Annotated in this window: 16 protein-coding genes and 4 pseudogenes; 9 read left to right on the top strand and 11 right to left on the bottom strand. The window is 72.1% G+C overall.

Going from position 1 to position 22,390, the window contains the following annotated elements; genetic code table 11:
- Positions 1-59 precede the first annotated feature (59 nt).
- From QUE38_RS12985 to QUE38_RS12970, 4 genes are all read right to left on the bottom strand, one after another.
- Positions 60-2,159 carry an intein-containing Rv2578c family radical SAM protein gene (locus QUE38_RS12985; RefSeq protein ID WP_286308703.1) on the bottom strand — a complete coding sequence of 700 codons (2,100 nt, stop codon included), beginning with the start codon at positions 2,157-2,159 and terminating at the stop codon, positions 60-62.
- A gap of 73 nt (positions 2,160-2,232) precedes the next feature.
- Positions 2,233-3,930: an ABC-F family ATP-binding cassette domain-containing protein gene (locus tag QUE38_RS12980; protein WP_286308702.1), complete on the bottom strand. Its 1,698-nt coding sequence runs from the start codon at positions 3,928-3,930 to the stop codon at positions 2,233-2,235.
- 224 nt (positions 3,931-4,154) lie between these two features.
- A complete protein-coding gene (locus QUE38_RS12975; protein WP_286311829.1) occupies positions 4,155-5,585 on the bottom strand; it encodes a malate:quinone oxidoreductase in 1,431 nt (476 codons plus the stop codon).
- Between the two features lie 132 nt (positions 5,586-5,717).
- A complete protein-coding gene (locus QUE38_RS12970; protein ID WP_286308701.1) occupies positions 5,718-5,975 on the bottom strand; it encodes a hypothetical protein in 258 nt (85 codons plus the stop codon).
- Between the two features lie 229 nt (positions 5,976-6,204).
- Here QUE38_RS12970 and QUE38_RS17665 point away from each other — a divergent pair.
- Together QUE38_RS17665 and QUE38_RS12965 are read left to right on the top strand one after the other, a co-directional pair.
- Positions 6,205-6,399, top strand: a pseudogene (locus tag QUE38_RS17665) (MerR family transcriptional regulator); the annotation flags it as partial.
- A 53-nt stretch (positions 6,400-6,452) separates the two neighbouring features.
- On the top strand, positions 6,453-6,833 hold the full coding sequence (locus tag QUE38_RS12965) for a hypothetical protein (protein ID WP_286308700.1): 381 nt from the start codon (positions 6,453-6,455) through the stop codon (positions 6,831-6,833).
- Positions 6,834-6,860: 27 nt separating this feature from the next.
- Here the strand turns inward: QUE38_RS12965 and QUE38_RS12960 are convergent, their stop codons facing one another.
- Positions 6,861-7,928 (bottom strand): aspartate-semialdehyde dehydrogenase, encoded by a 1,068-nt coding sequence (locus QUE38_RS12960; RefSeq protein ID WP_286308699.1) that lies wholly within the window; start codon positions 7,926-7,928, stop codon positions 6,861-6,863.
- A 27-nt stretch (positions 7,929-7,955) separates the two neighbouring features.
- Positions 7,956-9,229: pseudogene (locus tag QUE38_RS12955) on the bottom strand (aspartate kinase).
- Between the two features lie 312 nt (positions 9,230-9,541).
- On the opposite strand from QUE38_RS12955, the gene QUE38_RS12950 reads away from it, so the two are divergent.
- Positions 9,542-10,240, top strand: coding sequence for an ABC transporter ATP-binding protein (locus tag QUE38_RS12950; RefSeq protein WP_286308698.1), 699 nt, complete (start codon positions 9,542-9,544; stop codon positions 10,238-10,240).
- Complete coding sequence (locus tag QUE38_RS12945) at positions 10,237-10,992, top strand: ABC transporter permease (protein ID WP_286308697.1); 756 nt, start codon at positions 10,237-10,239, stop codon at positions 10,990-10,992. Before QUE38_RS12950 ends, QUE38_RS12945 begins: the two co-directional genes overlap by 4 nt.
- Before the next feature lie 15 nt (positions 10,993-11,007).
- Here QUE38_RS12945 and recR read toward each other — a convergent pair whose 3' ends face one another.
- Positions 11,008-11,604: a recombination mediator RecR gene (recR, locus tag QUE38_RS12940; protein WP_286308696.1), complete on the bottom strand. Its 597-nt coding sequence runs from the start codon at positions 11,602-11,604 to the stop codon at positions 11,008-11,010.
- 589 nt (positions 11,605-12,193) lie between these two features.
- Positions 12,194-13,792 (bottom strand): annotated as a pseudogene (locus tag QUE38_RS12935) (DNA polymerase III subunit gamma and tau); the annotation flags it as partial.
- Positions 13,793-13,963: 171 nt separating this feature from the next.
- Between QUE38_RS12935 and QUE38_RS12930 the strand changes: the two are divergent.
- The 5 genes from QUE38_RS12930 (at position 13,964) to QUE38_RS12910 (ending at position 18,108) form a co-directional block, all read left to right on the top strand.
- Positions 13,964-15,361 (top strand): flavin-containing monooxygenase, encoded by a 1,398-nt coding sequence (locus QUE38_RS12930; RefSeq protein WP_286308695.1) that lies wholly within the window; start codon positions 13,964-13,966, stop codon positions 15,359-15,361.
- Positions 15,358-16,290 (top strand): bile acid:sodium symporter family protein, encoded by a 933-nt coding sequence (locus QUE38_RS12925; RefSeq protein ID WP_286308694.1) that lies wholly within the window; start codon positions 15,358-15,360, stop codon positions 16,288-16,290. The genes QUE38_RS12930 and QUE38_RS12925 overlap by 4 nt, the downstream gene beginning before the upstream one ends.
- Positions 16,287-17,276 (top strand): NAD-dependent epimerase/dehydratase family protein, encoded by a 990-nt coding sequence (locus QUE38_RS12920; RefSeq protein ID WP_286308693.1) that lies wholly within the window; start codon positions 16,287-16,289, stop codon positions 17,274-17,276. Before QUE38_RS12925 ends, QUE38_RS12920 begins: the two co-directional genes overlap by 4 nt.
- 153 nt (positions 17,277-17,429) lie before the next feature.
- Positions 17,430-17,849 carry an NUDIX hydrolase gene (locus QUE38_RS12915; RefSeq protein WP_286308692.1) on the top strand — a complete coding sequence of 140 codons (420 nt, stop codon included), beginning with the start codon at positions 17,430-17,432 and terminating at the stop codon, positions 17,847-17,849.
- Between the two features lie 28 nt (positions 17,850-17,877).
- Positions 17,878-18,108, top strand: coding sequence for a hypothetical protein (locus tag QUE38_RS12910; protein ID WP_286308691.1), 231 nt, complete (start codon positions 17,878-17,880; stop codon positions 18,106-18,108).
- Positions 18,109-18,297: 189 nt separating this feature from the next.
- Here the strand turns inward: QUE38_RS12910 and lepB are convergent, their stop codons facing one another.
- The 3 genes and pseudogenes from lepB to pta all read right to left on the bottom strand — a co-directional run bounded on the left by lepB (position 18,298) and on the right by pta (position 22,384).
- On the bottom strand, positions 18,298-18,963 hold the full coding sequence (lepB, locus tag QUE38_RS12905) for a signal peptidase I (protein ID WP_286308690.1): 666 nt from the start codon (positions 18,961-18,963) through the stop codon (positions 18,298-18,300).
- Between the two features lie 78 nt (positions 18,964-19,041).
- The gene (locus QUE38_RS12900) at positions 19,042-20,250 is read right to left on the bottom strand and encodes an acetate/propionate family kinase (protein WP_286308689.1); all 1,209 of its coding nucleotides are present in this window, start codon (positions 20,248-20,250) and stop codon (positions 19,042-19,044) included.
- Positions 20,247-22,384: pseudogene (gene pta, locus QUE38_RS12895) on the bottom strand (phosphate acetyltransferase). Before pta ends, QUE38_RS12900 begins: the two are co-directional and overlap by 4 nt.
- Between the last annotated feature and the right edge of the window lie 6 nt (positions 22,385-22,390).

The following is a 22,390-nucleotide window of genomic DNA, read 5'->3' as shown; positions in this document are numbered from 1 at the left end:
CCGGTCGGATCTGCGCGGCGTCTGCCCTGGGGGAGCATCCGGACCGCATTCGGGTGGGTTCAGAACAGCGTAGGCGGTACCGAACCCCCGCGCACATCGGGTTCCCACAGGGCCGACGCGGTGCTACTCTGCGGCGCGTTGTGCGCCGGGCCGCCGGTGACCGGGCTCTCCTCGCCGCGGGCGAGCCCGTGGGCGCGCATGAGCGGCCGTATGCGCGCCGCGAGCCAGCGCCGGTAGTCCTTCGGCGCGTCGGCCACCCGGCCCGGATACATCGCCCGGTACTTCGGCAGCAGCTCGGGGTGATCGCGCGCGAGCCACTCGAAGTACCACTCCTTCACGCCCGGCTTCAGGCGCAGCGCCGTGTGCACCACGCTCGTCGCGCCCGCCTCGCTCGCGCGCCGCAGCGCCTCGTCGAGATGCGCCCGCGTGTCGGTCAGGTACGGCAGGATCGGCATCAGGAACACCCCGCAGTCGAGTCCCGCCTCGCGCACGGCGCGCACGGTCGCGAGCCGCGCGGGAGCCGTCGGCGTGCCGTGCTCGACCGACTGCTGCAACGCGTCGTCGTAGATCGCGATCGACATCGCGATGTCGACGCTCACGTGCCGCGAGGCATCCGCCAACCGCTCGAGGTCACGCCGCAGCAGCGTTCCCTTGGTGAGGATGCTGAACGGCGTACGACTCGCAGTGAGCTCGTCGATGATGCGCGGCATCAGCGCGTACCGACCCTCCGCGCGCTGGTACGGGTCGGTGTTGGTGCCGAGGGCGACCGGATGCCGCTGCCAGCTCGCCCGCCCGAGCTCCCTGCGCAGCACGTCGGCGACGTTGACCTTCACCACGATCTGCCGGTCGAAGTCGTCGCCGCCGTCGAGGTCGAGGTACTCGTGCGTCGGCCGGGCGAAGCAGTTGTGGGAGACGACCCCGTTCGCGATGAAGTCGCCGGTGCCGGTCGTGATGTCGATCATGTCGACGGTCTCGCCGAGGTCGTCGATGCCGACGACGCGAAGGTCGGCGTGCGTCGTGACCGCATCGCCCACCAGGTCGAGCTTGCGCGTGATCGCGGGGCGCACCTCGTCGAAGAACCGGCGGCGGGCCGTGAGACCCCCGCGGAGGCGGATGGTACGAACGCCGTTCTCGCGCGCGGGCTCCGTGACGGCGTCGAGCGAGAGGACGGCGAGTCCTCGGCGGGTCGCCTCGAGGATCGCCTCGTCGGAGTTGGAGATCCGCAGAATGCCTCGAGAGCAGCTGCCCTCGGCGTCGAAGACTCCGGCGAGGAACCCTCGATGCCACGTGTCGGACGGCTCCGCGGGCCAGGCGATCAGGTCGAGGATTCGGTCGTAGTGGGCGCGCTTCGAGGTGAAGATCGCCGTCATCGGGCGGCGGCTGGCCGACCCCACCGCGAACGGCCGCTGCACCGTGTCGATGCCTTCACGGGCAAGGAACGTGCGGGAGCGCTCGAGAGCCTCGCCGTCTGCAAGAGCGAGGCGGAACCTGCTGGCGACGAAGCTTCCCTTTCCGCCAGTCCGCGAGTACTCGCGACGGAGCATCATCGCGTCGCCCCGGATCATGCCGCAGAGGTACCCGCGGCGATAGTCCTCGCCGCCGTGGTGCGTTCGCGCGACGCCGAGACCGAAGCCCTGCAGGCGGTTGTTCGTCGTCAGGTGCGGGCGCTGCCCAGACTCTGGCGGGCGGATGAACTTCCAGCCGCGGTCGGTCAAGAAGCGGTGGTCGGCGCTGCCGATCACCTCGGTACCATCGGCCAATCGCACGCGATGGGCGCGCTTCCTGGTCGACCAGACGGCAGAAACGGTGGTCTCCACGTACCGCCGATAAGCGCCGCGGCGCTCGGTGCCGATGAGGCGATCGCCGATGCGGATCGACGAGAGCGGCTTGTGTCGACCATCCGCCATCAGGATCAGTGTCTCAGGATGCAGGCAGTAGGCGCAGGCATGGCTGCAGCCGCGGTAGGGGTTGATGGTCCAGCCGAAGGGCATGCGGCTCGGGCCCGGCACCTTGTTCAACGCCGACTTCGCGAGCACCTCGTGGAAGGTGATGCCGGCGAACTCGGGGGTCTGCACGCTGCGCACGAACCCGTCGAGCCTGCCGAGGCCGGGCAGCGCCGCGGCATCCTCGACCCCGAGTTCCTGACCGTTCCAGCGCATGCCGACATTCGAACACATGTTCGATCCGAACGCCAGCCGGACGCGCCGCACGTCACACTGCGGGCCGGAAGGGTCAGGCGGATGCCTCCGCCACGCGCCCACTCGTCAGGTGCAGCCGCTCCCCCGTCCAGCGCCTCCGGAGCCACCGGTCGTGGCTCGCGACCACCACCGCGCCCGGGAACGTGCCGAGCGCGTCCTCGAGCTCGGTCGCGAGGGCGAGCGAGAGATGGTTCGTGGGCTCGTCGAGCAGGAGCGCGTGCGGCGGCCGGGCGAGCACCAAGGCGAGCGCGAGCCGGCGCTGCTGGCCGACCGAGAGCGCGCCGATCGGGCGCGACTCGTCACGCGGACGCAGCAGGCCGAGCGAGGCGAGCGGCACCTGCTCGGCGCGACGCTCGCCGAGCGTGACCTCGTAGATCGTGCGGGGCGAGGCCGCAGGGTCGGCGAACCGCACGTCCTGCTCCAGCAGCCCGAGACGAAGCCCGCGACGACGCTGCACCGTGCCCCGGTCGGGCGCGATGCGACCGGCGAGCAGCCCGAGCAGCGTCGACTTGCCCGAGCCGTTGCCGCCGGTGAGGAGCAGTCGCGCGTCGGCGGCGAGCGACAGCGACGTGGCGTCGAGCCGCGCGTCGACACCGACCCTGTCGGCCTGGAGCAGCGGCCCCGATGACGCTGGCGCGTGCGCCCCACCGAGGATGCCGGTGAACGCGAGCGGCGACGGCGGCCGGCGCACTGCATCGCGCTCCAGGTCGCGGAGCCGCCCCTCGGCGTCGCGGATGCGTCGGGCGACCGCGACATCCTGTCTCGCTCCGAGGAAGTGCCCCACGAACTTGTCGTTGTCGCGACGCGGCCGGTCGCGGTGCACCCGCCCCGACGTCTCGGCGACGACGGCGCGCAGGCGGATCCGCTCGGCCTGCTCGTCGGCGAACCGCCGCTCCCACCGTGCGCGGTCGGCGGCGCGCACGTCGAGGTACGCGCTGAAGCCGTCGCCGAAGGCGCGGGCCCCACTGCTGCCGGTGGGCCCGACCGTCGGGTCGAGGTCGACGAGGCCCGTGGCGACCTCGTCGAGGAACGCGCGATCGTGGCTGGCGAACAGCACCGGTCCGTGCCACGCGCGCAGCTGCGCGGCGAGGAACCCGGTTGCATCGTCGTCGAGGTGGTTCGTGGGCTCGTCGAGAAGCAGGGCGTCGGGCCGGGCGAGCAGCAGGGCGGCGAGCGCGAGCCGGCTGCGCTGGCCGCCCGAGATGCTCCCGAGGCGACGATCGCGCGGCACGCCGGCGAGCCCGAGCCCATCGAGCAGCGCGTCACGGCGCGACCCTGCACTCCAGACGTCGGCGCGCTCGGCCGCCGCCAGGGCGCCGGCGTAGCGGGATGCCGGGTCGGACGCGCGGGAGCCCGCGGGTGCGGCCGACCCGTCGGCGAGCGCCGCGGCCGCCGCCTCCAGCTCGTGCTCGATGGCGCGCACCTGGGCGAGCGCGTCCTCGAGCACCGCGTCGATCGGCTGGTCGGGCGCGAACGGCACCTCCTGGAGCAGCAGCCCGGTGCGGGCCGGCCGGGTGACGATGCCGTCGGCAGTGCCGCTCCCCGAGGCATCCGCCCCGCCGCGCAGCAGTCGCAGCAGCGTCGACTTGCCGGCCCCGTTCTCGCCGATGAGGCCGATGCGGGCGCCCGGGGCGACCGAGAGGGAGACGTCGGCGAACACCCGCCGGTCGGCGAAGGCGACCGACAGGCCGTCGGCGCGCAGGTGGTCGGAATGGTGGATGCGTACGGTCATGCGAGACCCCTCCGGCGAGGTCCCGGAGCGTGGGCCCGGGAGCGAGGATTCCCGCCGGGCACGTGCCGTCGAGGGTGGCGCGCGACCGTCGAACCGCGATCAGCGATCAGCGATCAGCGAGTGGAGCGCACACCACGCGTCGACGGCGCCTCAGGCGCGGGACGGTCGTGGCGTGCTCACTTCATGACGGAGGCGACTGTAGCACGCCCACAGCGACGCGCGGACTATGCGGGGAGCTGCAGCGCCTTCGCTGTGCGCGCGAGCGAGGCCTTGGCCTTCTTCGGGTCGTCGGAGAGGCGCGAGCCGAAGCTCGGCACCATGACGAGGATCATCGGCTCCCAGGCATCCCACCGCTCGGGGAAGCACTTCTTGAGCACGTCGAACATGATCGGCGCGGCCGTCGAGGCACCCGGCGATGCACCCAGCAGCCCGGCGATCGTGCCGTCGGCGCCCGTGATGACCTCGGTGCCGAACTGGAGCACGCCGCCCTTCTCGGGGTCGTGCTTCATGACCTGCACGCGCTGGCCGGCGGTGATGAGCTCCCAGTCGCGCGACTTCGCGGTGGGCATGAAGACGCGCAGCGCGTCCATCTTCTGCTCGCGGTTCGCCAGGAGCTCGCCGAGGAGGTACTTCACGAGGTCGAAGTTGCGGAACGCGACCTGGAGCATGGTGCCGAGGTTGTGCCAGCGCACCGAGAACGGCAGGTCGAACCAGGTCGAGCGCTTGAGGAACTTGGGCGTGAACCCCGCGTAGGGGCCGAACATGACGGATGCCTCGCCGTCGACCACGCGCGTGTCCAGATGCGGCACCGACATCGGCGGGGCGCCGACCGCGGCCTTGCCGTACACCTTGGCGTCGTGCTGCGCGACGATCTTGGGGTTGCGGGTGCGCAGGAACTGCCCGGAGATGGGGAACCCGCCGTAGCCGCGGATCTCGGGGATGCCGGACTGCTGCAGCAGCGGCAGCGCACCGCCGCCGGCGCCGACGAAGACGAACTTCGCGTTCACGACGTGCGGGTTGTTGCCGACCGTGTGGCGCACCTTGAGGCGCCACGAGCCGTCCTTGCGGCGCTTGATGCCCTGCACCTCGTGGTTCAGGCGGATGGTCGCGCCGTGCGACTCGACGTGCGCGAACAGCAGCTTGGTCAGCTCGCCGAAGTCGACGTCGGTGCCCGAGACGATGCGCGTCGCGGCGACCTTCTGGCGCGGGTTGCGCTTCTTGGCCAGCAGCGGCGCCCACTCGGCGATGACGTCGATGTCGTCGGTGAACTCGATGCCCGCGAACAGCGGCTCGTCCTTCAGCACCTCGTAGCGCCGGCGCAGGTACTCGACGTTCGCGGCACCGTGCACGAAGGTCATGTGCGGGGTGGGGTTGATGAACTTCGACGGCTCGGGCAGCGCACGCGTGCCGACCAGGTGGGCCCAGAGCTGGCGGCTGACCTGGAACTGCTCGTTGATGCTGACGGCCTTGGCCGGGTCGACCGTGCCGTCGGCCTGCTCGGGCATGTAGTTCAGCTCGCAGAGCGCGGCGTGGCCGGTGCCCGCGTTGTTCCACGGGTTCGAGCTCTCCTGCGCGACCTTGCCGAGGCGCTCGAGCACGAGGATCGACCAGTCGGGCTGCAGCTCCCGGATGAGCGTGGCGAGGGTGGCACTCATGATGCCCCCGCCGATCAGCACGACGTCGACGGTCTCCTCGGATTGCACGACGCACAGTCTAATGAGCGCGGGCCCCGTGCCCGAATCGAGCGGATGCCCCCGGGCGGCGCCCGTCGGCGGCACCCGCCCGTCTCACGCGGCGACCGCCGCGAGGATCAACCCGACCCCGGCGGTGACGAGGCCCGCCGTCAGCACGATCGCGCCGGCCCAGAGCAGCCAGATGAGGCCGTTCGGCTTGGCCGGGTCGCGTCCGGTGACCGAGAGGAAGAACCCGGCGGGCATGAGGATGGCCGCGATCGGCACCGCGGTGCGGGCGAACCACGCGAGGAGGCCCTCGTAGGGCGCCGCGTCGATCATCGCGAGGATCGCGAGCGAGAGCACGAGCAGCACGGCCGCGTGCGCGTGACCGGCGCGGAAGAACCCCTCTGGAGGTCGTTCGCGGGCGCGTGGCCCCGCACGACCCGGGTGAGGAAGTACCCGCCGGACTCGACGGTGACGAGCGCGAGCAGGAGGATTCCCGCGAGCAGCAGCGTTTCGGAGGACATGACGACTCCCGACATGGTTGGATAGTGGTGGTATCCAGTATTGGATACTTCCACTACCCAACACAAGGGGATGCATGCGTATTTCCGAGCTCGGCGCGACCACGGGCGTGCCCGTCGCGACGCTCAAGTACTACCTGCGCGAGGGGCTGCTGCACGCGGGCGAGGCACGCGGGGCGACGCAGGCCGACTACGACGCGACGCACGTGCGCCGGGTGCGGCTGGTCCGCGCGCTCACCGGCACGGTGGGGCTCAGCCTCCAGCAGGCCCGCACCATCCTCGAGCTCGTCGACGACCCGGGCGACGACCTCTACGAGACACTCGGATGCGCCGTGTCAGCGCTCCCCCGGCCACGACCGCACCCGATCCCGGCGACGCCGACCCCTACCCGCTCGCGCGCGAGGCCATGGAGCGGCTCCGCTGGCGGGTGCATCCGACCTACGCGGGCATGGCGCAGCTCGAGCAGGCGCTGGCCGCAGCATCCGACGCCGGACTGCCGATGAGCGACGAGCGCCTCGAGGCGTACGCGCGTTCGCTGCACGACATCGCGCGGTACGACCTCGACCGGCTGCCCGGCGACGACCCCGCGGCATCCATCGAGTACACCGTGCTCGGCACCGCGCTCTACGAGCCCGTCGTGCTCGCCTTGCGCAGGCTCGCGCACCACGAGATCGCGGGGCGGATGCTCCACCCCGACGCCGACTGAGGCCGGGCGCCCGCCCGCCCCAGCGACTCAGGCGCCGGCGGGAACCGCCTGCCGCGCCGCGACGAGCTCCGCGATCTGCACCGCGTTCAGCGCCGCGCCCTTGCGCAGGTTGTCGTTCGAGATGAACAGCAGCAGGCCCTTGCCGTCGACCGCGGACTGGTCCTGGCGGATGCGGCCCACGTACGACGGGTCATTGCCGGCCGCCTCGAGCGGCGTCGGCACGTCGGAGAGCGCCACGCCAGGGGCATCCGCCAGCAGTTCACGGGCACGGTCGGGCGTGATGGGGTTGGCGAACTCGGCCGCGATCGAGAGCGAGTGCCCGGTGAAGACCGGCACGCGCACGCAGGTGCCCGCGACGCGCAGGCCCGGCAGCTCGAGGATCTTGCGGCTCTCGTTGCGGAGCTTCTTCTCCTCGTCGGTCTCCTCGTCGCCGTCGTCGACGATCGAGCCGGCGAGGGGCACCACGTCGAACGCGATCGGCTTCGGGAACTTCACCGGCTCGGGCATGGTCACGGCGGCGCCGTCGTGCACGAGGCCGAGGGTGTCCTGCTCGATCGCGGCCTTCGCCTGCTCCAGCAGCTCCTCGCCGCCCGCGAGCCCCGCGCCCGAGACCGCCTGGTAGGTCGAGACGACCATGCGCTCGAGGCCCGCGGCCTCGTGCAGCGCCTTCATGACCGGCATCGCGGCCATGGTGGTGCAGTTCGGGTTCGCGATGATGCCCTTGCGCGCCTCGTCGATGGCGTGCGGGTTGACCTCGCTGACGACGAGCGGCACGTCGGGGTCCATGCGCCAGCCCGACGAGTTGTCGATGACCGTCACGCCGGCCTCGGCGAACCGCGGCGCCTGCGCCTTCGAGAGGGTCGCGCCGGCCGAGAAGATGGCGATGTCGAGGCCGGTCGGGTCCGCCGTCGCGGCGTCCTCGACCACGATGTCCTCACCGCGGAACGGCAGGGTCGTGCCCGCCGACCGCGCCGAGGCGAAGTAGCGGATCGACGCGACGGGGAAGTCGCGCTCCTCGAGCAGTCGTCGCACGACCTTGCCGACCTGGCCGGTCGCGCCGACGACGCCGATGTGCACTGCGTTGCTTGCTGCCATGGCTCCCATTGTCCTCGTGTCGATGGCCTAGCGGCCCGTGCCGGCGTAGACGACGGCCTCGATGTCGCTGTCGAGCCCGAACGCGGTGTGCACCGCGCGGGCCGCCTCGTTCACCATGTCGGCGCGCGTGACGACCGACACGCGGATCTCGCTGGTGGAGATCATCTCGATGTTGATGCCGGTCTCGTAGAGCGCCTCGAAGAGCTTCGCCGAGACGCCCGAGTTGGTGCGCATGCCGGCGCCGACGAGCGCGAGCTTGCCGATCTGGTCGTCGTACTGCAGGCTCTCGAAGCCGAGCTCGTCCTGCTCGTTGCGCAGCGCGGTGAGCGCCCCTGGCCCTCGGGCTTGGGCAGCGTGAACGAGATGTCGGTGCGGCCGGTCGCGGCGGCCGAGACGTTCTGCACGATCATGTCGACGTTGGCGTTCGTCTTCGCGACGATGCGGAAGATCTTCGCGGCGGCGCCGGGCACGTCGGGCACGCCGACGACGGTGATCTTGGCCTCGCTCAGGTCGGTGGCGACGCCGGAGATGATGGGCTGTTCCATGGTTTCCCCTTCGGGCAGGCTCGTCGGGTCGTAGACGATGGTGCCCTCGTTGTTGCTGAACGACGACCGGACGTGCAGGGTCACGCCGTGGCGGCGCGCGTACTCGACCGCGCGGATGTGCAGGACCTTGGCGCCGGATGCCGCGAGCTCGAGCATCTCCTCGCTCGTGATGCGGTCGATCTTGCGGGCGAGCGGCACGACCCGGGGGTCGGACGTGAAGATGCCGTCGACGTCGGTGTAGATCTCGCAGACGTCGGCGCTGAGCGCTGCGGCGAGCGCGACGGCGGTCGTGTCGGAGCCGCCGCGGCCGAGGGTCGTGATGTCCTTGGTGTCGCGGCTGAAGCCCTGGAAGCCGGCGACGATGACGATCGAGCCCTCGTCGAGGGCCTCGCGCAGGCGCACCGGGGTGACGTCGACGATGCGGGCGGCGCCGTGCGTGGCATCCGTGATCATGCCGGCCTGGCTGCCGGTGAACGAGCGGGCGTCGTAGCCCATCGCCTTGATCGCCATGGCGAGCAGCGCCATCGAGATGCGCTCCCCGGCCGTGAGCAGCATGTCGAGCTCGCGCGGCGCCTGGATCGGCGTGACCTCGTTGGCGAGGTCGATCAGCTCGTCGGTCGTGTCGCCCATCGCGGACACGGCGACGACCACGTCGTTGCCGGCCTTGCGCGTCTCGACGATGCGCTTCGCCACGCGCTTGATGCTCTGCGCGTCGGCGACGGACGACCCGCCGTACTTCTGCACGATCAGGCTCACGGTGCTGGTACTCCCGGGTGGATTGCGTCGGCGGGATTCGCCGCGACCATCATACGGTCGCCCGCATACGGGCCCGTCCATGTGACGACGGCCCGCTGCGTTGCCCCAGACCCGTCGAATTGCTGCGTTCCCAGCGCCGGGAACGCAGCTTCTCGACGGGTCTCGGGTGTTGCGAGCGGGGGTGCGGGTGAGGAACATGTGACGAGTGAGCGAGCGGATGCCCCTGGGCGGCCGGATGCGAGGGCGCGATGCGCGTCCGGAGCGATCGGGGGCGTCGTCGTGACGAGCCCTGCCGCGATCGAGGCGCGCAGTGTGTACCGCGTCTATCGCGGCGGCGCGGGGGTGCACGGGGTCGACCTCACGGTGGAGCCCGGCGAGATCCATGCGTTGGTCGGGCTGAACGGGGCCGGCAAGACCACGCTCATGCGACTGCTGCTCGGCATGCTGCGGCCGGACCGCGGCGAGGTACGCCTGTTCGGCGGCGAGCTCTCGCGCGCCGGGCGCGACGCCTGGGCCCGCGTGGGTCACCTCGTCGAGACGCCGCCGACGTACCCGGAGCTGACGGCGCGGGCGAACCTCGAGGCCGCGGCACGGCTGCGCGGGGTGGCGCGGGCCGAGGTCGCAGCGGTCGTCGACGGGGCGATCGTCGAGCTCGGGCTCGAGGCGTACGCCGACGTGCTCGCCCGCCGTCTCTCGCTCGGCAACCGGCAGCGCGTGGGCCTCGCGGCGGCGCTGCAGCACGACCCCGAAGCGATCGTGCTCGACGAGCCGGGCAACGGGCTCGACCCCTCGGGCGTGCTGATGCTGCGCTCGGCACTGCGGCGGCGTGCGGACGCCGGCGCGGGCATCCTCGTGTCCAGCCACCACCTCGACGAGGTCGCGCGAGTCGCCGACCGCATCTCGGTCATGAACGCGGGGCGCATCATCGGGCGGATGCAGCCGGGCGGCCGCGACCCCGAGCGCGAGTTCTTCGAGCTGGTGCTCGCCGACGACGTGGAGCGCGCGTCGTGATCGGCGTGGCGTTCGGCGTCGAGGCGCGGAAGGCGCTCGCGTCGCGCGTGCTGCGCTGGACCACGCTGCTGCTCGTCGTCGGCCTCGCGCTCATCGTCGGCGGCATGACGCTCGCGGTGCGCGCGGGCGACCCGCAGGTGGTCGCGAAGCTCGGCATCGTCGCCGACCTCGAGGGGTGGGCTGCGGTGTCGGCCATGGCCGCGCAGGTGACGAGCGCCGGCGCGCTGGTGGCGATGGGCGTCGCGCTCAGCTGGCTGTTCGGGCGCGAGTTCGCCGAGGGCACGGTGGCCGGACTGTTCGCGCTACCCGTGTCGCGGGCGGCGGTCGCGGTGGCGAAGCTGGTGGTCTTCCTCGCCTGGGTGGCGGCGACCGCGGTCGTGCTCGGGGCGGCGGTCTGGCTGGTCGGCGCGGTCTCGGGTACGGGCGCGCTCGACGAGGCATCCGCCACAGCCCTCGGCCGCCAGGTGCTGCTCGGCCTGCTCACGGGGTGCATCGCCACCCCCGCCGCGTGGGCGGCGACGCTCGGGCGCGGGCTGCTGCCGGGCATCGCGACGACGATCGGCATCGTGGTGGTGAGCCAGGTCATGGCCGTCGTGGGGGTCGGCGCGTGGTTCCCGTTCACGGCGCCGGCGCTCTGGGCGATCGAGCCGGGGACCGTTTCGGCGGGTCAGCTCGCGCTCGTCGCGATCGTGCCGTTGGGGTTCGGCGCACTCACCGCCCTCGCGTGGCACCGCCTGCAGCTCGACCGCTGAACGGGCGGATGCAGGTCAGCTGACGACGCGGCGGCCCTCGAAGGCGCGGCCGAGGGTGACCTCGTCGGCGTACTCGAGATCGCCGCCGACCGGCAGGCCCGAGGCGAGCCGGGTGATGCGGATGCCGAGGGTGGTGAGCATGCGGCTGAGGTAGGTCGCCGTCGCCTCGCCCTCGAGGTTCGGGTCGGTCGCGATGATGACCTCCTGCACGACGCCGTCGGCGAGCCGCTCCATGAGCTGGCGGATGCGGAGCTCCTCGGGGCCGATGCCGTCGATCGGGCTGATCGCGCCGCCGAGCACGTGGTACCGGCCGCGGAACTCGCGGGTGCGCTCGATGGCGACGACGTCCTTCGCCTCCTCGACCACGCAGATGACGGCCGGGTCGCGGCGCGGGTCGCGGCAGATGGCGCACGTCGACTGCTCGGCGACGTTGCCGCAGATCTCGCAGAAGCGCACCTTGTCGCGCACCTCGGTGAGGATCTCGGCGAGCCGCGACACGTCGAAGCTCTCGGTCTGCACGATGTGGAACGCGATGCGCTGCGCCGACTTCGGCCCGATGCCGGGCAGGCGGCCGAGCTCGTCGATGAGGTCCTGCACGATGCCCTCGTACATCCTCAGCTCCCCCGACCGTGCCGGAGCGCGGCTCGCCCAGCTGCTGCTCCTCGATGAAGGTGGCGCCGAGCACCTCGCGTACGACGGCCTCCCCGTAGCGCTGCGCTCCGCCGCGGGTGGCGGGGGCGGATGCCTCGGGGCGCCGCGTGGGCGCCGCGGGCGTGGGCGCGGGTGCCGGGTCCGGCGCAGGAGCGGCGTCCTGAGCGGGAGACGGTTCGGGTGCCGGGGCCGGTTCGGGCGCGGCATCGTCGGGCGGAAGCGCCGGTTCCTCGTCGTCGGGAGGCGGGGCGTCGTCGTCGGATGGGATCGACACGACGTCCCACGAGTCGACCGGCGCGGCCGTGACGGGCGCGTCGCGCGGCTTCGGCGGCGCAGACTTCGCCGGGGCGCTCGGCGGTGCGGACTTGGGAGCAGGTCGCTCGGCGCGAGTGCTCGTGGCCGTTCGCGCTTCCGCGACCCGCGCCGGGGCGGGCTCGGCGGCAGGCGCCGCGGCTCGCGGCTCGTCGGCACCGTCGACTCGGGCGATGAGGGCGACCTCGACGCCGAGGCGATCGTGCACGGCGCGCTTGAGCAGGTCGCCCACGCCCTGGCCGGGCGCGGAGGGCTGCTTGAGCTGCTCGACGTCGCTCTGGCTCGGGAACCCGAGCACGAGCACCCGACCGTCGCGGAACTCGCGCACCTGCGCGGTGAACAGCACCATCCAGGCGCTGCGGCGCACGGCCTGCACGGCCGAGAGCACCTGCGGCCACTCGTCGCGAATCTGCTGGAGCGTCACCGGCCCGGTCGGCTTCGGCGCGGGGGCCGGGGGCGGGGTCGGTGCCGGCTCTGCGGGAGCGGGCGCAGCAGGCTCGGCAGCCGCGGATGCGGCCGGACGCGCCGGAGCCGGCGACGAGGCGGGCTCGGCGGGCGCGGGCGCGGGCGCGGGCGCGGGATGCGACGGCGCCTCGGCGCGCGCGGGGCGCGGCGCGGGCGCCGGCGCGTCGGCGGCGGCGTGCGGTGCGGCTTGGTCGCCGGAGGCATCCGTCACCCCCACCCGCCGCTCGAGCCGTTCCACGCGGGCGAGGGCTCCCCGGGAGCTGTCGTCGCTCGAGGGCACCAGGGCGCGGGCGAGCATGAGCTCGAGGTGCAGGCGCGGCGAGGTCGCCCCGGTCATCTCGGTGAGCGCGGCGTTCACGATGTCGGCCGTGCGCGAGAGCTCGGCCTGGCCGAACGTCGCTGCCTGGCGGCCCATCTGGGCGATCTCGTCCTCGGGGATGCCGCGGAGCACCGCGGCCGCGCCCTCGGGGGTCGACGCGGCGACGACGACGAGGTCGCGGAGGCGCTCGAGCAGGTCCTCCACGAAGCGGCGCGGATCCTGCCCGGTCTGGATCACCCGGTCGACGGCGGCGAACGCGGCGGCGGCGTCACGAGCGGCGATGGCGTCGACGACCTCGTCGAGCAGGGCGCCGTGCGTGAAGCCGAGCAGCGCGACGGCGCGCTCGTAGTCGACCCGGTCGCCCTCGGAGCCGGCGATGAGCTGGTCGAGCAGCGAGAGCGTGTCTCGCGGAGAGCCGCCGCCCGCGCGCACCACGAGCGGCAGCACGCCGGCGTCGACCTGCACCGACTCGCTGTCGGCGAGCTGCTGCACGTACTCGAGCATGGGGCCCGGCGGCACGAGGCGGAACGGATAGTGGTGCGTGCGCGAGCGGATCGTTCCGAGCACCTTCTCGGGCTCGGTCGTCGCGAAGATGAACTTCACGTGCTCGGGCGGCTCCTCGACGAGCTTCAGCAGCGCGTTGAAGCCCTGCGGCGTCACCATGTGCGCCTCGTCGAGGATGAAGATCTTGTACCGGTCGCGCGCCGGCGCGAACACCGCGCGCTCGCGCAGGTCGCGGGCGTCGTCGACGCCGTTGTGGCTGGCAGCGTCGATCTCGACCACGTCGAGCGAGCCGCCGCCCGAGCGCGAGAGCTCGACGCAGCTCGGGCACGTGCCGCACGGGGTGTCGGTGGGGCCCTCGGCGCAGTTCAGGCAGCGGGCGAGGATGCGCGCCGACGTCGTCTTGCCGCACCCGCGCGGGCCGGAGAAGAGGTAGGCGTGGTTCACCCGGTCGGTGCGGAGCGCGGTCATGAGCGGCTCCGTCACCTGCGACTGGCCGATCATCTCGGCGAACGTCTCGGGCCGGTAGCGGCGATAGAGGGCGGTGACCACGCGACCAGACTAGTCGGCGCCCACGACACGAGGGCCGGGTTCCGAACCGCCCGCGCACCCCCTCCCCAGCCTCGAACGGCGGTTCGAATCCCGAGCGGCGCTCGCGTATGCTGTGCGGGCGCGGCGCCGCGTACCCCCAACGGCGTCGCGGGTACGAAGGAGCACCACCCCATGCCCACCACCACTCCCCGCTACGCCGTGATCGGCGCAGGCCCGTCGGGCCTCGCGGGCCTCCGCGCCATGCAGCGCCGGGGCCTCGACGTCGTCGGCTACGAGTCGTCCTCCGACGTCGGCGGGCTCTGGAACATCGACAACCCCCGCAGCACGATGTACGAGTCGGCGCACCTCATCTCGAGCCGCACGACCACCGAGTTCGCCGAGTTCCCGATGCGCTCGACGGCCGACTACCCGAGCCACCGCGAGCTGCGCCGCTACTTCGACGACTACGCCGAACACTTCGGCCTGCGCGAGCTGATCCGCTTCGACACGCGGGTCGACCGCGTCGAGCGCACGCCCGACGGCGGCTGGCTCGTGCACGCGACCGGCCCCGACGGCGAGACGACCGACGAGTACACGGGCGTCGTGATCGCCAACGGCACGCTGGCCCACCCGAACGTGCCCACGTTCCCCGGCGAGTTCACCGGTGAGATCCTGCACACGAGCGCCTACAAGCATCCGGAGCTCTTCGAGGGCAAGCGCGTGCTCATCATCGGCGCCGGCAACTCGGGCTGCGACATCGCGGTCGACGCCGTGCACCGCGCGGCATCCGTCGACATGTCGGTGCGCCGCGGCTACTACTTCGTGCCCCGCTACCTGTTCGGCAAGCCCAGCGACACGCTCAACCAGGGGCGCCCGCTGCCCGCCCGCATCAAGCAGGCCGTCGACACCCCCGTGCTGCGCGCCTTCACGGGCGACCCGACCCGCTACGGCTTCCCGAAGCCCGACTACAAGCTGTACGAGTCGCACCCGATCGTGAACACGCTGATCCTGAACCACCTCGGACAGGGCGACCTGTCGATCCGCGCCGACATCGAGCGCTTCGACGGCGAGCGCGTGCACTTCCGCGACGGCACCCACGGCGACTACGACTTGATCATGCTCGCCACCGGCTACACGCTGGACTACCCATTCGTCGACCGCGCCGACCTGAACTGGGAGGGCTTCTCGCCGAAGCTCTACCTCAACATCTTCCCGCCGAGCTTCAACGGGCTCGCGGTGCTCGGCATGATCGAGGCATCCGGCATCGGCTGGCAGGGCCGGGCCGAGCAGGCCGAGCTCGTCGCCGCGTACTTCGCAGCCGATGCGCGCGACCCGCTCAAGGCCGCGAAGCTGCGAGCGGATGCCTCGGGGCAGTGGCCCGACCTCACCGGCGGGTACCACTACCTGGCGCTCGAGCGCATGTCGTACTACGTGAACAAGGACGCGTACCGGCGCGTGGTGCGCCGCTCGCTCGCGGCGTTCGGGGAGGCGCCTTCGGTGGTTGCGGATGCGGCGGGTGGGACGACCGGCTCAGCGGCATCCGTCACCGCCCCTGCCCGGGCCGCCGCCAAGGCCGGAGCACGCGCATGAACATCGACGAGGTGATGCTGAACTTCGCGCCCGGCTCGCTCGTGGCGCTCAGCGTGGTGCTCGGGCTGATCATGTTCGGCATCGCACTCGACACGTCGATCGACGACTTCCGCGCCGTCGCGAAGGCGCCGAAGCCGATGATCGTGGCGCTCATCGCGCAGATCGTGCTGCTGCCTGCGATCACCTTCGGCCTCACGCTGCTGCTGAACGTGCAGGGCTCGATCGCGCTCGGCATGATCCTGGTCGCGTGCTGCCCGCCGGGCAACGTGTCGCAGGTGCTCACGTACCGCTCGGGCGGCAACGTGGCGCTCAGCGTCTCGATGACCGCAGTCGCGAACGTGCTCTACATCTTCCTGCTGCCGCTCAGCCTGTCGTTCTGGGGCAACCTGCACCCGACCGGCTCGGAGCTCATGCGCGCCGTCAGCCTGAACGGCTGGCAGATGATGCTCGAGATCCTGCTCGTGATCGGCCTGCCGTTCGCGCTCGGGCTCACGATCCGCACGGTGTGGCCGCGGTTCGCCGCGAAGGTGCAGCCGACCATGCGCTGGGTGAGCCTGCTGGGCCTGCTCGGCTTCATCGTCGCCGCGCTCGTCGGCAACTTCGAGTACTTCATCGCGTGGATCGGCGTGGTGCTGCTCGCCGTCACGCTGCACGACGCGATCGCTCTGGCGATCGGCTACGCGAGCGCCCGCGTCGGCGGCCTGGCGGTGCGCGAGCGCAAGGCCATCACGTTCGAGGTCGGCATCCGCAACGCCGGCCTCGGCCTCGGCCTCGTCTTCACGTTCTTCGGCGGCCTCGGCGGCATGGCGATCGTCGCCGGCTGGTGGGGCATCTGGGACATCGTCGCCGGCCTCGTCGTCGCGAGCCTCTGGGCGCGGCACACGAAGAAGAAGCAGGCGGCGGATGCCTCGTCGGGCGTGACCGCGTGAGCGCCGCCGTGTCTGGTGGTCGCCGGGTCTACGTGACCGGTGGCAGCGGATTCCTCGGGTCGAACGTGGTGGCGGCGCTCGCCGCGCACCCCGACGTCGAGGTCGTGGTCTCGGGCGACCTGCGGCCGCCGCGCGCGCCGGTGCCGGGCGCCGTGGTCGTGCACGGCGACGTGACGTCGCCCGGGTCGCTCGCGCCGCAGTTCCGCGAGCACCGCATCGACACGGTGGTGCACCTCGCGTCGATCGTGAACCCGGGGGCCGCGACGACGGTGGAGCAGGAGTACGCGGTCGACGTCGAGGGGTCGCGTCACGTGCTGGACGCGTGCCTCGAGGCGGGCGTTCGGCGGGTCGTCGTCTCGTCGAGCGGTGCTGCCTACGGCTACTACGCCGACAACCCGATGCCGCTGCGCGAGACCGACCCGCTGCGCGGCAACGACACCTTCCCGTACTCGCGGCACAAGCGCCTGGTCGAGGAGTTGCTCGCCGAGGCGCGGGCCTCCCACCCCGAGCTCGAGCAGGTGATCTTCCGCATCGGCACGATCCTCGGGCCGACCGTCGGCAACCAGATCACTGCGCTCTGGGAGGCCGACCGGCCGCTCGAGATCCGCGGCGCGGCGAGCCCGTTCGTATTCGCCTGGGTCGACGACGTCGTGGGCGCGATGGTGCACGCGGTCGCCGGCGGAGGGCCGGCGGGCGCGTACAACGTGGCGGGCGACGGCGTCGTCACGGTGAGCGAGATCGCGGCAGCCATGGGCAAGCGCACGCTGCGGCTGCCCGCGTGGGTGCTGTCGCTCGGCCTTCGCGTCGGGCACGCGCTGAAGCTGACCGTGCACGGCCCCGAGCAGCTCGACTTCCTGCGCTACCGCCCGGTGCTCGCGAACGACGCCCTCAAGGCGCGCTTCGGCTACGTGCCGCGGCGCACGAGCCGCGAGGCGCTCGACGCGTACCTCGAGGCGCGCGCGGCACGGCTCTCCGCGCCCGCCTGAGCCTGCGCCGAATCACGCCTGAGGGCCGTTTCTTGTCTGAGGGCCGTTCCTCGGGCTGAGGGCTGAAGCTCTCGCCCTCAGACAAGAAACGGCCCTCAGGCAGGTTCCGTGCGCCGGCGGACCGGGGTGCTCGTCCGCACTAGCATCGCTCCCATGCCGACGATCCGGAACATAGCCGTGGGGCTCCCCGTTCGCGACGGGCACGTCCTGGTGCTCGACGGGAGGGATCGCGTAAAGGATGCGTCGTTCCACCGCGCGCTCGGCGGCGGCATCGAGTTCGGAGAGACCGCCGAGCAGGCACTGCGCCGCGAGTTCGTCGAGGAGCTCGGCGTCGAACTGGGCCGGGTCGAGCTGCTCGACGTCGTGCAGAACATCTTCACGTACGAGGGACGACCTGGCCACGAGATCGCCCACGTCTACGCGGTCGAGTCCGACGAGATCGACCGGATCCCCCTCGACGCCCGCCTGCACGTGCTCGATGAGGGCAGCCCGGTCCGCTGGGTGCCGATCCGTGAGACACCCCACCCGTTCTACCCCGACGGCATCGCCGAGATCATCCATGCGCGACTCTGATTCGCAGGCTGGAGGGAGGCGGGCCGCGATGCGGACGTTGATGCGCTGGCTGCTCGGGGCGGGAGTGGCGCTGCTCGGGCTCGTAGTCGCGGCGGTGTGGGTGCGCGTCAGCCTCGCATGGTCGGACAGCCGGGGCTGGGAGGGGCAGGCGACCGAGATCCGCTACCTCGTGTTCGCCTGCATCGCGCTGGCGATCGCCGCGGCCGGCCTGGTCCTGGGCGTGCTCGTGGGCCTCGGTCGCCTGCGCAGGCGACGCTGAGCGCGCCGAAACTCGCGCCGCCGCCGCACGGCCGGCACACGATCGGCGCTTGAGGGCGATTCCTTGGCTGAGGGCCGAAGCTTTCGCCCTCAGCTCAAGGAATCGCCCTCAGACGGAAATGGAGGGCGCGCGGGGCGCGGAGGGGCGGACTCGGACACGAGACGGGTCAGTCGATCGGGCCGATGCGGGTCAGCGGCCAGACGCGGGCGAACGCGAGACCGACCACGTTCTCCTCGGGCACGAACCTCGCGCAGGCGGTGGCCTCGGGGGCGCCGCGGCACGCGATGACCGAGTCGGCCGACGACCCGCGGTGGTCGCCGAGCACCAGGAACTCCCCTCGGGCACGGCGATCGGCCCGAAGCAGCGGGTCGAGATCGGCTGGGTCGTGCAGTCGAGGGAGCCCGCCTCGAAGGGCGGGTCCTCGAAGAGGTACGGCTCGTCGAGGGGCTCGCCGTCGACCGTCACACGGCCCTCGGCATCGCAGCACGCGACCTCCTCCCCCGGCATCCCGATGACGCGCTTGACGAGCGAGTACGGCGCGCCCGGCCCGAGTCCGGTGACGGTGCCGATCACGCGCAGCGCACCGTCGAACACGTCGGTCACGGGCCCGAGGCTGCCCCACTCGGGCGTCGCCTCGAAGACGATGACGTCACCGCGCTCGTGCGGCGTCGGCACGATGCGCTCGACGAGGATGCGGTCGCCGACGTCGAGCGTCTCCTGCATCGACCCGCTCGGCACCGCGTAGAGCTTCACCACGAGCGCCTGCACGATCAGCACGAGTACGAGCGCGATCGCGGGGCCCACCCAGAACGGCAGCTGGCTCGTCGACTCGTCGGCGCGCCGACGACGTCGCATGCGATCTCGAAGGCTGCGCTCCACACCGGACACGCTATCGGTACGGGGCGGTCGCCCAGGGGCATCCGCTCGCCGTGCTCAGCCCGCGACCACCTCGTGCGCCTGCCGGGCGATCTCGAGCTCCTCGTTCGTGGGCACGACGAGCACCTCGACGCGCGAATCGTCGGCCGAGATGCGCCGCGCGCCCGGCACCCGCTCGGCATTGCGGGCCGCATCGAGCACGACGCCGAACCCCTCGAGCCCGGCGAGCACCGCGGCACGTGCCCGGTCGTCGTTCTCCCCCACGCCGGCGGTGAACACGATCGCGTCGACCCGCCCGAGCTGGGCCGCGTACGCCCCCACGTACCCGCGGATCCGGTGCGCCCACACGTCGAACGCCACCTGCGCCCGCTCGTCGCCGGCGTCGATCGCGGCGTGCAGGTCGCGCATGTCGCCGTGCCCCGACAGCCCGAGGATGCCGCTGCGCGAGTTGAGCAGCGTGTCGAGCTCGTCGATCGACATGCCCGCCCGGCGCGAGAGGTGCAGCAGCACGGCCGGGTCGATGTCGCCCGAGCGGGTGCCCATGACGAGCCCCTCGAGCGGGGTCATGCCCATGCTCGTCTCGACCGAGCGGCCGCCGTCGACGGCACAGGCGGATGCCCCGTTGCCGAGGTGCAGCACGATCTGCTTGAGCTCGCCCACCGGTCGTCCGAGGAACTCCGCGGCGGCGCGCGACACGAACCGGTGCGAGGTGCCGTGGAAGCCGTAGCGGCGCACGCGGTGCTTCTCGGCGACCTCGGCGTCGATCGCGTAGGTGTAGGCGGCGGGCGGCAGCGTCTGGTGGAACGCGGTGTCGAACACGGCCACGTGCGGCACGTCGGCGAACGCGCGCTGCGCGGCGACGATGCCGGCGAGGTTCGCCGGGTTGTGCAGCGGTGCGAGCGCCGAGAGCTCGTCGATGTTGATGCGCACGAGGTCGGTGATGACGGTCGGCTCGAAGAAGCGCGCGCCGCCCTGCACGACGCGGTGGCCGACCGCGATCGGCGCGTGGTCGGCGAGCGCCGGGCCGTGCGCGGCGAACGCGTCGAGCATGACCTGGAACCCGGCGGTGTGGTCGGCGATCTCGCGCTCGAGCTCGGTGGTCGAGGGGTCGCCGGATGCCGGGTGCACGGTGTGCTTCGCACGCCCGCCGGTCTCGGCACCGATGCGTTCGACGAGCCCCGACGCGAGCGTGCGCGACTCCTCGACGTCGATCAGCTGGTACTTGAACGACGACGAGCCGGAGTTGACGACGAGGATCGGGGTCACGACGCCACCGGGGCATCCGCTTCGGCCGCCTGAATGGCGGTGATGGCCACGGTGTTCACGATGTCCTGCACGAGCGCCCCCTCGAGAGGTCGTTGACGGGCTTGTTGAGGCCCTGCAGCACAGGGCCGATCGCAACGGCGCCGGCCGAGCGCTGCACGGCCTTGTACGTGTTGTTGCCGGTGTTGAGGTCGGGGAAGATGAACACCGTCGCGCGCCCCGCCACGGCGGAGTCGGGCAGCTTGCTCGCCGCGACGGCCGCGTCGACCGCCGCGTCGTACTGGATCGGCCCCTCGACCAGCAGGTGCGGCATGCGCTCGCGCACCAGCTCGGTCGCCGTGCGCACCTTGTCGACGTCGGCGCCGGCGCCCGACGTGCCCGTCGAGTACGACAGCATCGCCACGCGCGGGTCGACGCCGAACTGCGCGGCGGTCTGCGACGACGAGATCGCGATGTCGGCGAGCTGCTCGGCGGTCGGGTCGGGGTTCACGGCGCAGTCGCCGTAGACCAGAACGCGGTCGGCGAGCGCCATGAGGAACACGCTCGACACGACCGAGACGCCGGGCTTCGTCTTCACGATCTCGAACGACGGGCGGATGGTGTGCGCCGTCGTGTGGGCTGCGCCCGAGACCATGCCGTCGGCGAGCCCGAGGTGCACCATCATCGTGCCGAAGTACGAGACGTCGGTGACGGTCTCGCGCGCCTGCTCGAGCGAGATGCCCTTGTGCTGGCGCAGCCGGTGGTACTCCTCGGCGAACTTCATGCCCAGGACCGCGTCATGGGAGCTCACGACCTCGGCGCCGGAGATGTCGAGGCCCAGGCTGAGTGCGCGCGAGCGCACCTCGATCGACTCGCCGAGGATGGTCAGGCGCGCGACCCCGCGCGCGAGCAGCGTGGCCGCGGCCCGGAGGATGCGGTCGTCGTCGCCCTCGGGGAGCACGATGTGCTTGTCGGCCTGGCGGGCGCGCTCGAGCAGCCCGTACTCGAACATGAGCGGGGTGACGACGTCGGCGTGGCTCACGTCGAGGCGGTCGAGCAGCTCGGCCGTGTCGACGTGGTGCTCGAACAGGCGCAGTGCGGTGTCGCGCTTGCGTTGCGACTCGGCGGCGAGGCGGCCGCGGGTATGGGTGATGCGCACGGCCGTGTCGTAGCTGCCGAGGTCGGTGCGGATGATCGGCAGGTCGGTGTGCAGGCCCTCGACCAGGCGCTCGATCTGCTCGGGGAGCTCGAACCCGCCGTTGAGGACGACCCCCGAGATCGACGGGAACGTCGCCGACGAGTGCGCGGTGAGCACGCCGAGCAGCACGTCGGCGCGGTCGGCGGGGATGACCACGACCGAGCCCTCGATCAGCCGCGGCAGCACGTTCACGAGGCTCATCGCGGCGACCACGACGCCGAGGGCCTCGCGGTTCAGCAGCTGCGGGTCGCCCGCGTACAGCGCACCGTCGACCGCGGTCATGATCGAGCCCATGGTCGGGGCGACGAGGTACTGGTCCTCCGGGATCGCCCACACGGCCGGGTCGGCGACCTCGCCGACGACCTCGCGCACCGCGGCGACGACCTCGTCGAGCCGTTCCTCGTCGGCGCGGTTCACGATGATGCCGAGCAGCGTCGCGTGCTCGTCGTGCAGCTCCTCGAGCGCGAGCTCGGTGAGCTGGGCGACCTCGGCGGGCGTGCGCGCGTCGACGTAGCCGAGGCGGTCGCCGTCGTCGGTGTCCTGCGGGATGCGCCCGCCGACGGCGAGCAGCATCGGGGCGCCCAGGTTCGCGGCGATGCGGGCGTTGTAGCTCAATTCGGTGGGGCTGCCGACGTCGGTGTAGTCGGAGCCGACGATGACGACGGCGTCGCACCCGGCCTCGACCGCCTTGTACCGCCGCACGATGGTGGCGAGCGCCCGCTCGGGGTCGGCGTGCACGTCGTCGTAGCGCACGCCGATCGCCTCGTCGTAGCCCGTGTCGACCGCCTCGTGCGCGAGCAGCAGCTCGAGCACGTAGTCGCGCTCGCTCGTCGATCGGGCGACCGGACGGAAGACGCCGACCCGTCCCACCCGCCTGCTCAGGGTGTCGACCGCGCCGAGCGCGATGGTCGACTTCCCCGTGTTTCCCTCAGCCGATCCGATGTAGATGCTGTGCGCCACGGCTCC

The organism is Agromyces mangrovi (assembly GCF_030296695.1).
Lineage (GTDB): Bacteria > Actinomycetota > Actinomycetes > Actinomycetales > Microbacteriaceae > Agromyces > Agromyces mangrovi.
The sequence above is the reverse complement of the archived record's forward strand: the minus strand, read 5'-3'. Positions and strand labels throughout refer to the sequence as shown.

Coding starts and splice junctions, on each gene's coding strand:
- QUE38_RS12930 (WP_286308695.1), top strand. CDS start 13,964: ATGCCCACCACCACTCCCCGCTACGCCGTGATCGGCGCAGGCCCGTCG.
- QUE38_RS12980 (WP_286308702.1), bottom strand. CDS start 3,930: ATGACCGTACGCATCCACCATTCCGACCACCTGCGCGCCGACGGCCTG.
- QUE38_RS12985 (WP_286308703.1), bottom strand. CDS start 2,159: ATGCGCTGGAACGGTCAGGAACTCGGGGTCGAGGATGCCGCGGCGCTG.
- lepB (WP_286308690.1), bottom strand. CDS start 18,963: ATGCGACGTCGTCGGCGCGCCGACGAGTCGACGAGCCAGCTGCCGTTC.
- QUE38_RS12960 (WP_286308699.1), bottom strand. CDS start 7,928: ATGGCAGCAAGCAACGCAGTGCACATCGGCGTCGTCGGCGCGACCGGC.
- QUE38_RS12925 (WP_286308694.1), top strand. CDS start 15,358: ATGAACATCGACGAGGTGATGCTGAACTTCGCGCCCGGCTCGCTCGTG.
- QUE38_RS12915 (WP_286308692.1), top strand. CDS start 17,430: ATGCCGACGATCCGGAACATAGCCGTGGGGCTCCCCGTTCGCGACGGG.
- QUE38_RS12975 (WP_286311829.1), bottom strand. CDS start 5,585: ATGAGTGCCACCCTCGCCACGCTCATCCGGGAGCTGCAGCCCGACTGG.
- recR (WP_286308696.1), bottom strand. CDS start 11,604: ATGTACGAGGGCATCGTGCAGGACCTCATCGACGAGCTCGGCCGCCTG.
- QUE38_RS12965 (WP_286308700.1), top strand. CDS start 6,453: ATGCGCCGTGTCAGCGCTCCCCCGGCCACGACCGCACCCGATCCCGGC.
- QUE38_RS12910 (WP_286308691.1), top strand. CDS start 17,878: ATGCGGACGTTGATGCGCTGGCTGCTCGGGGCGGGAGTGGCGCTGCTC.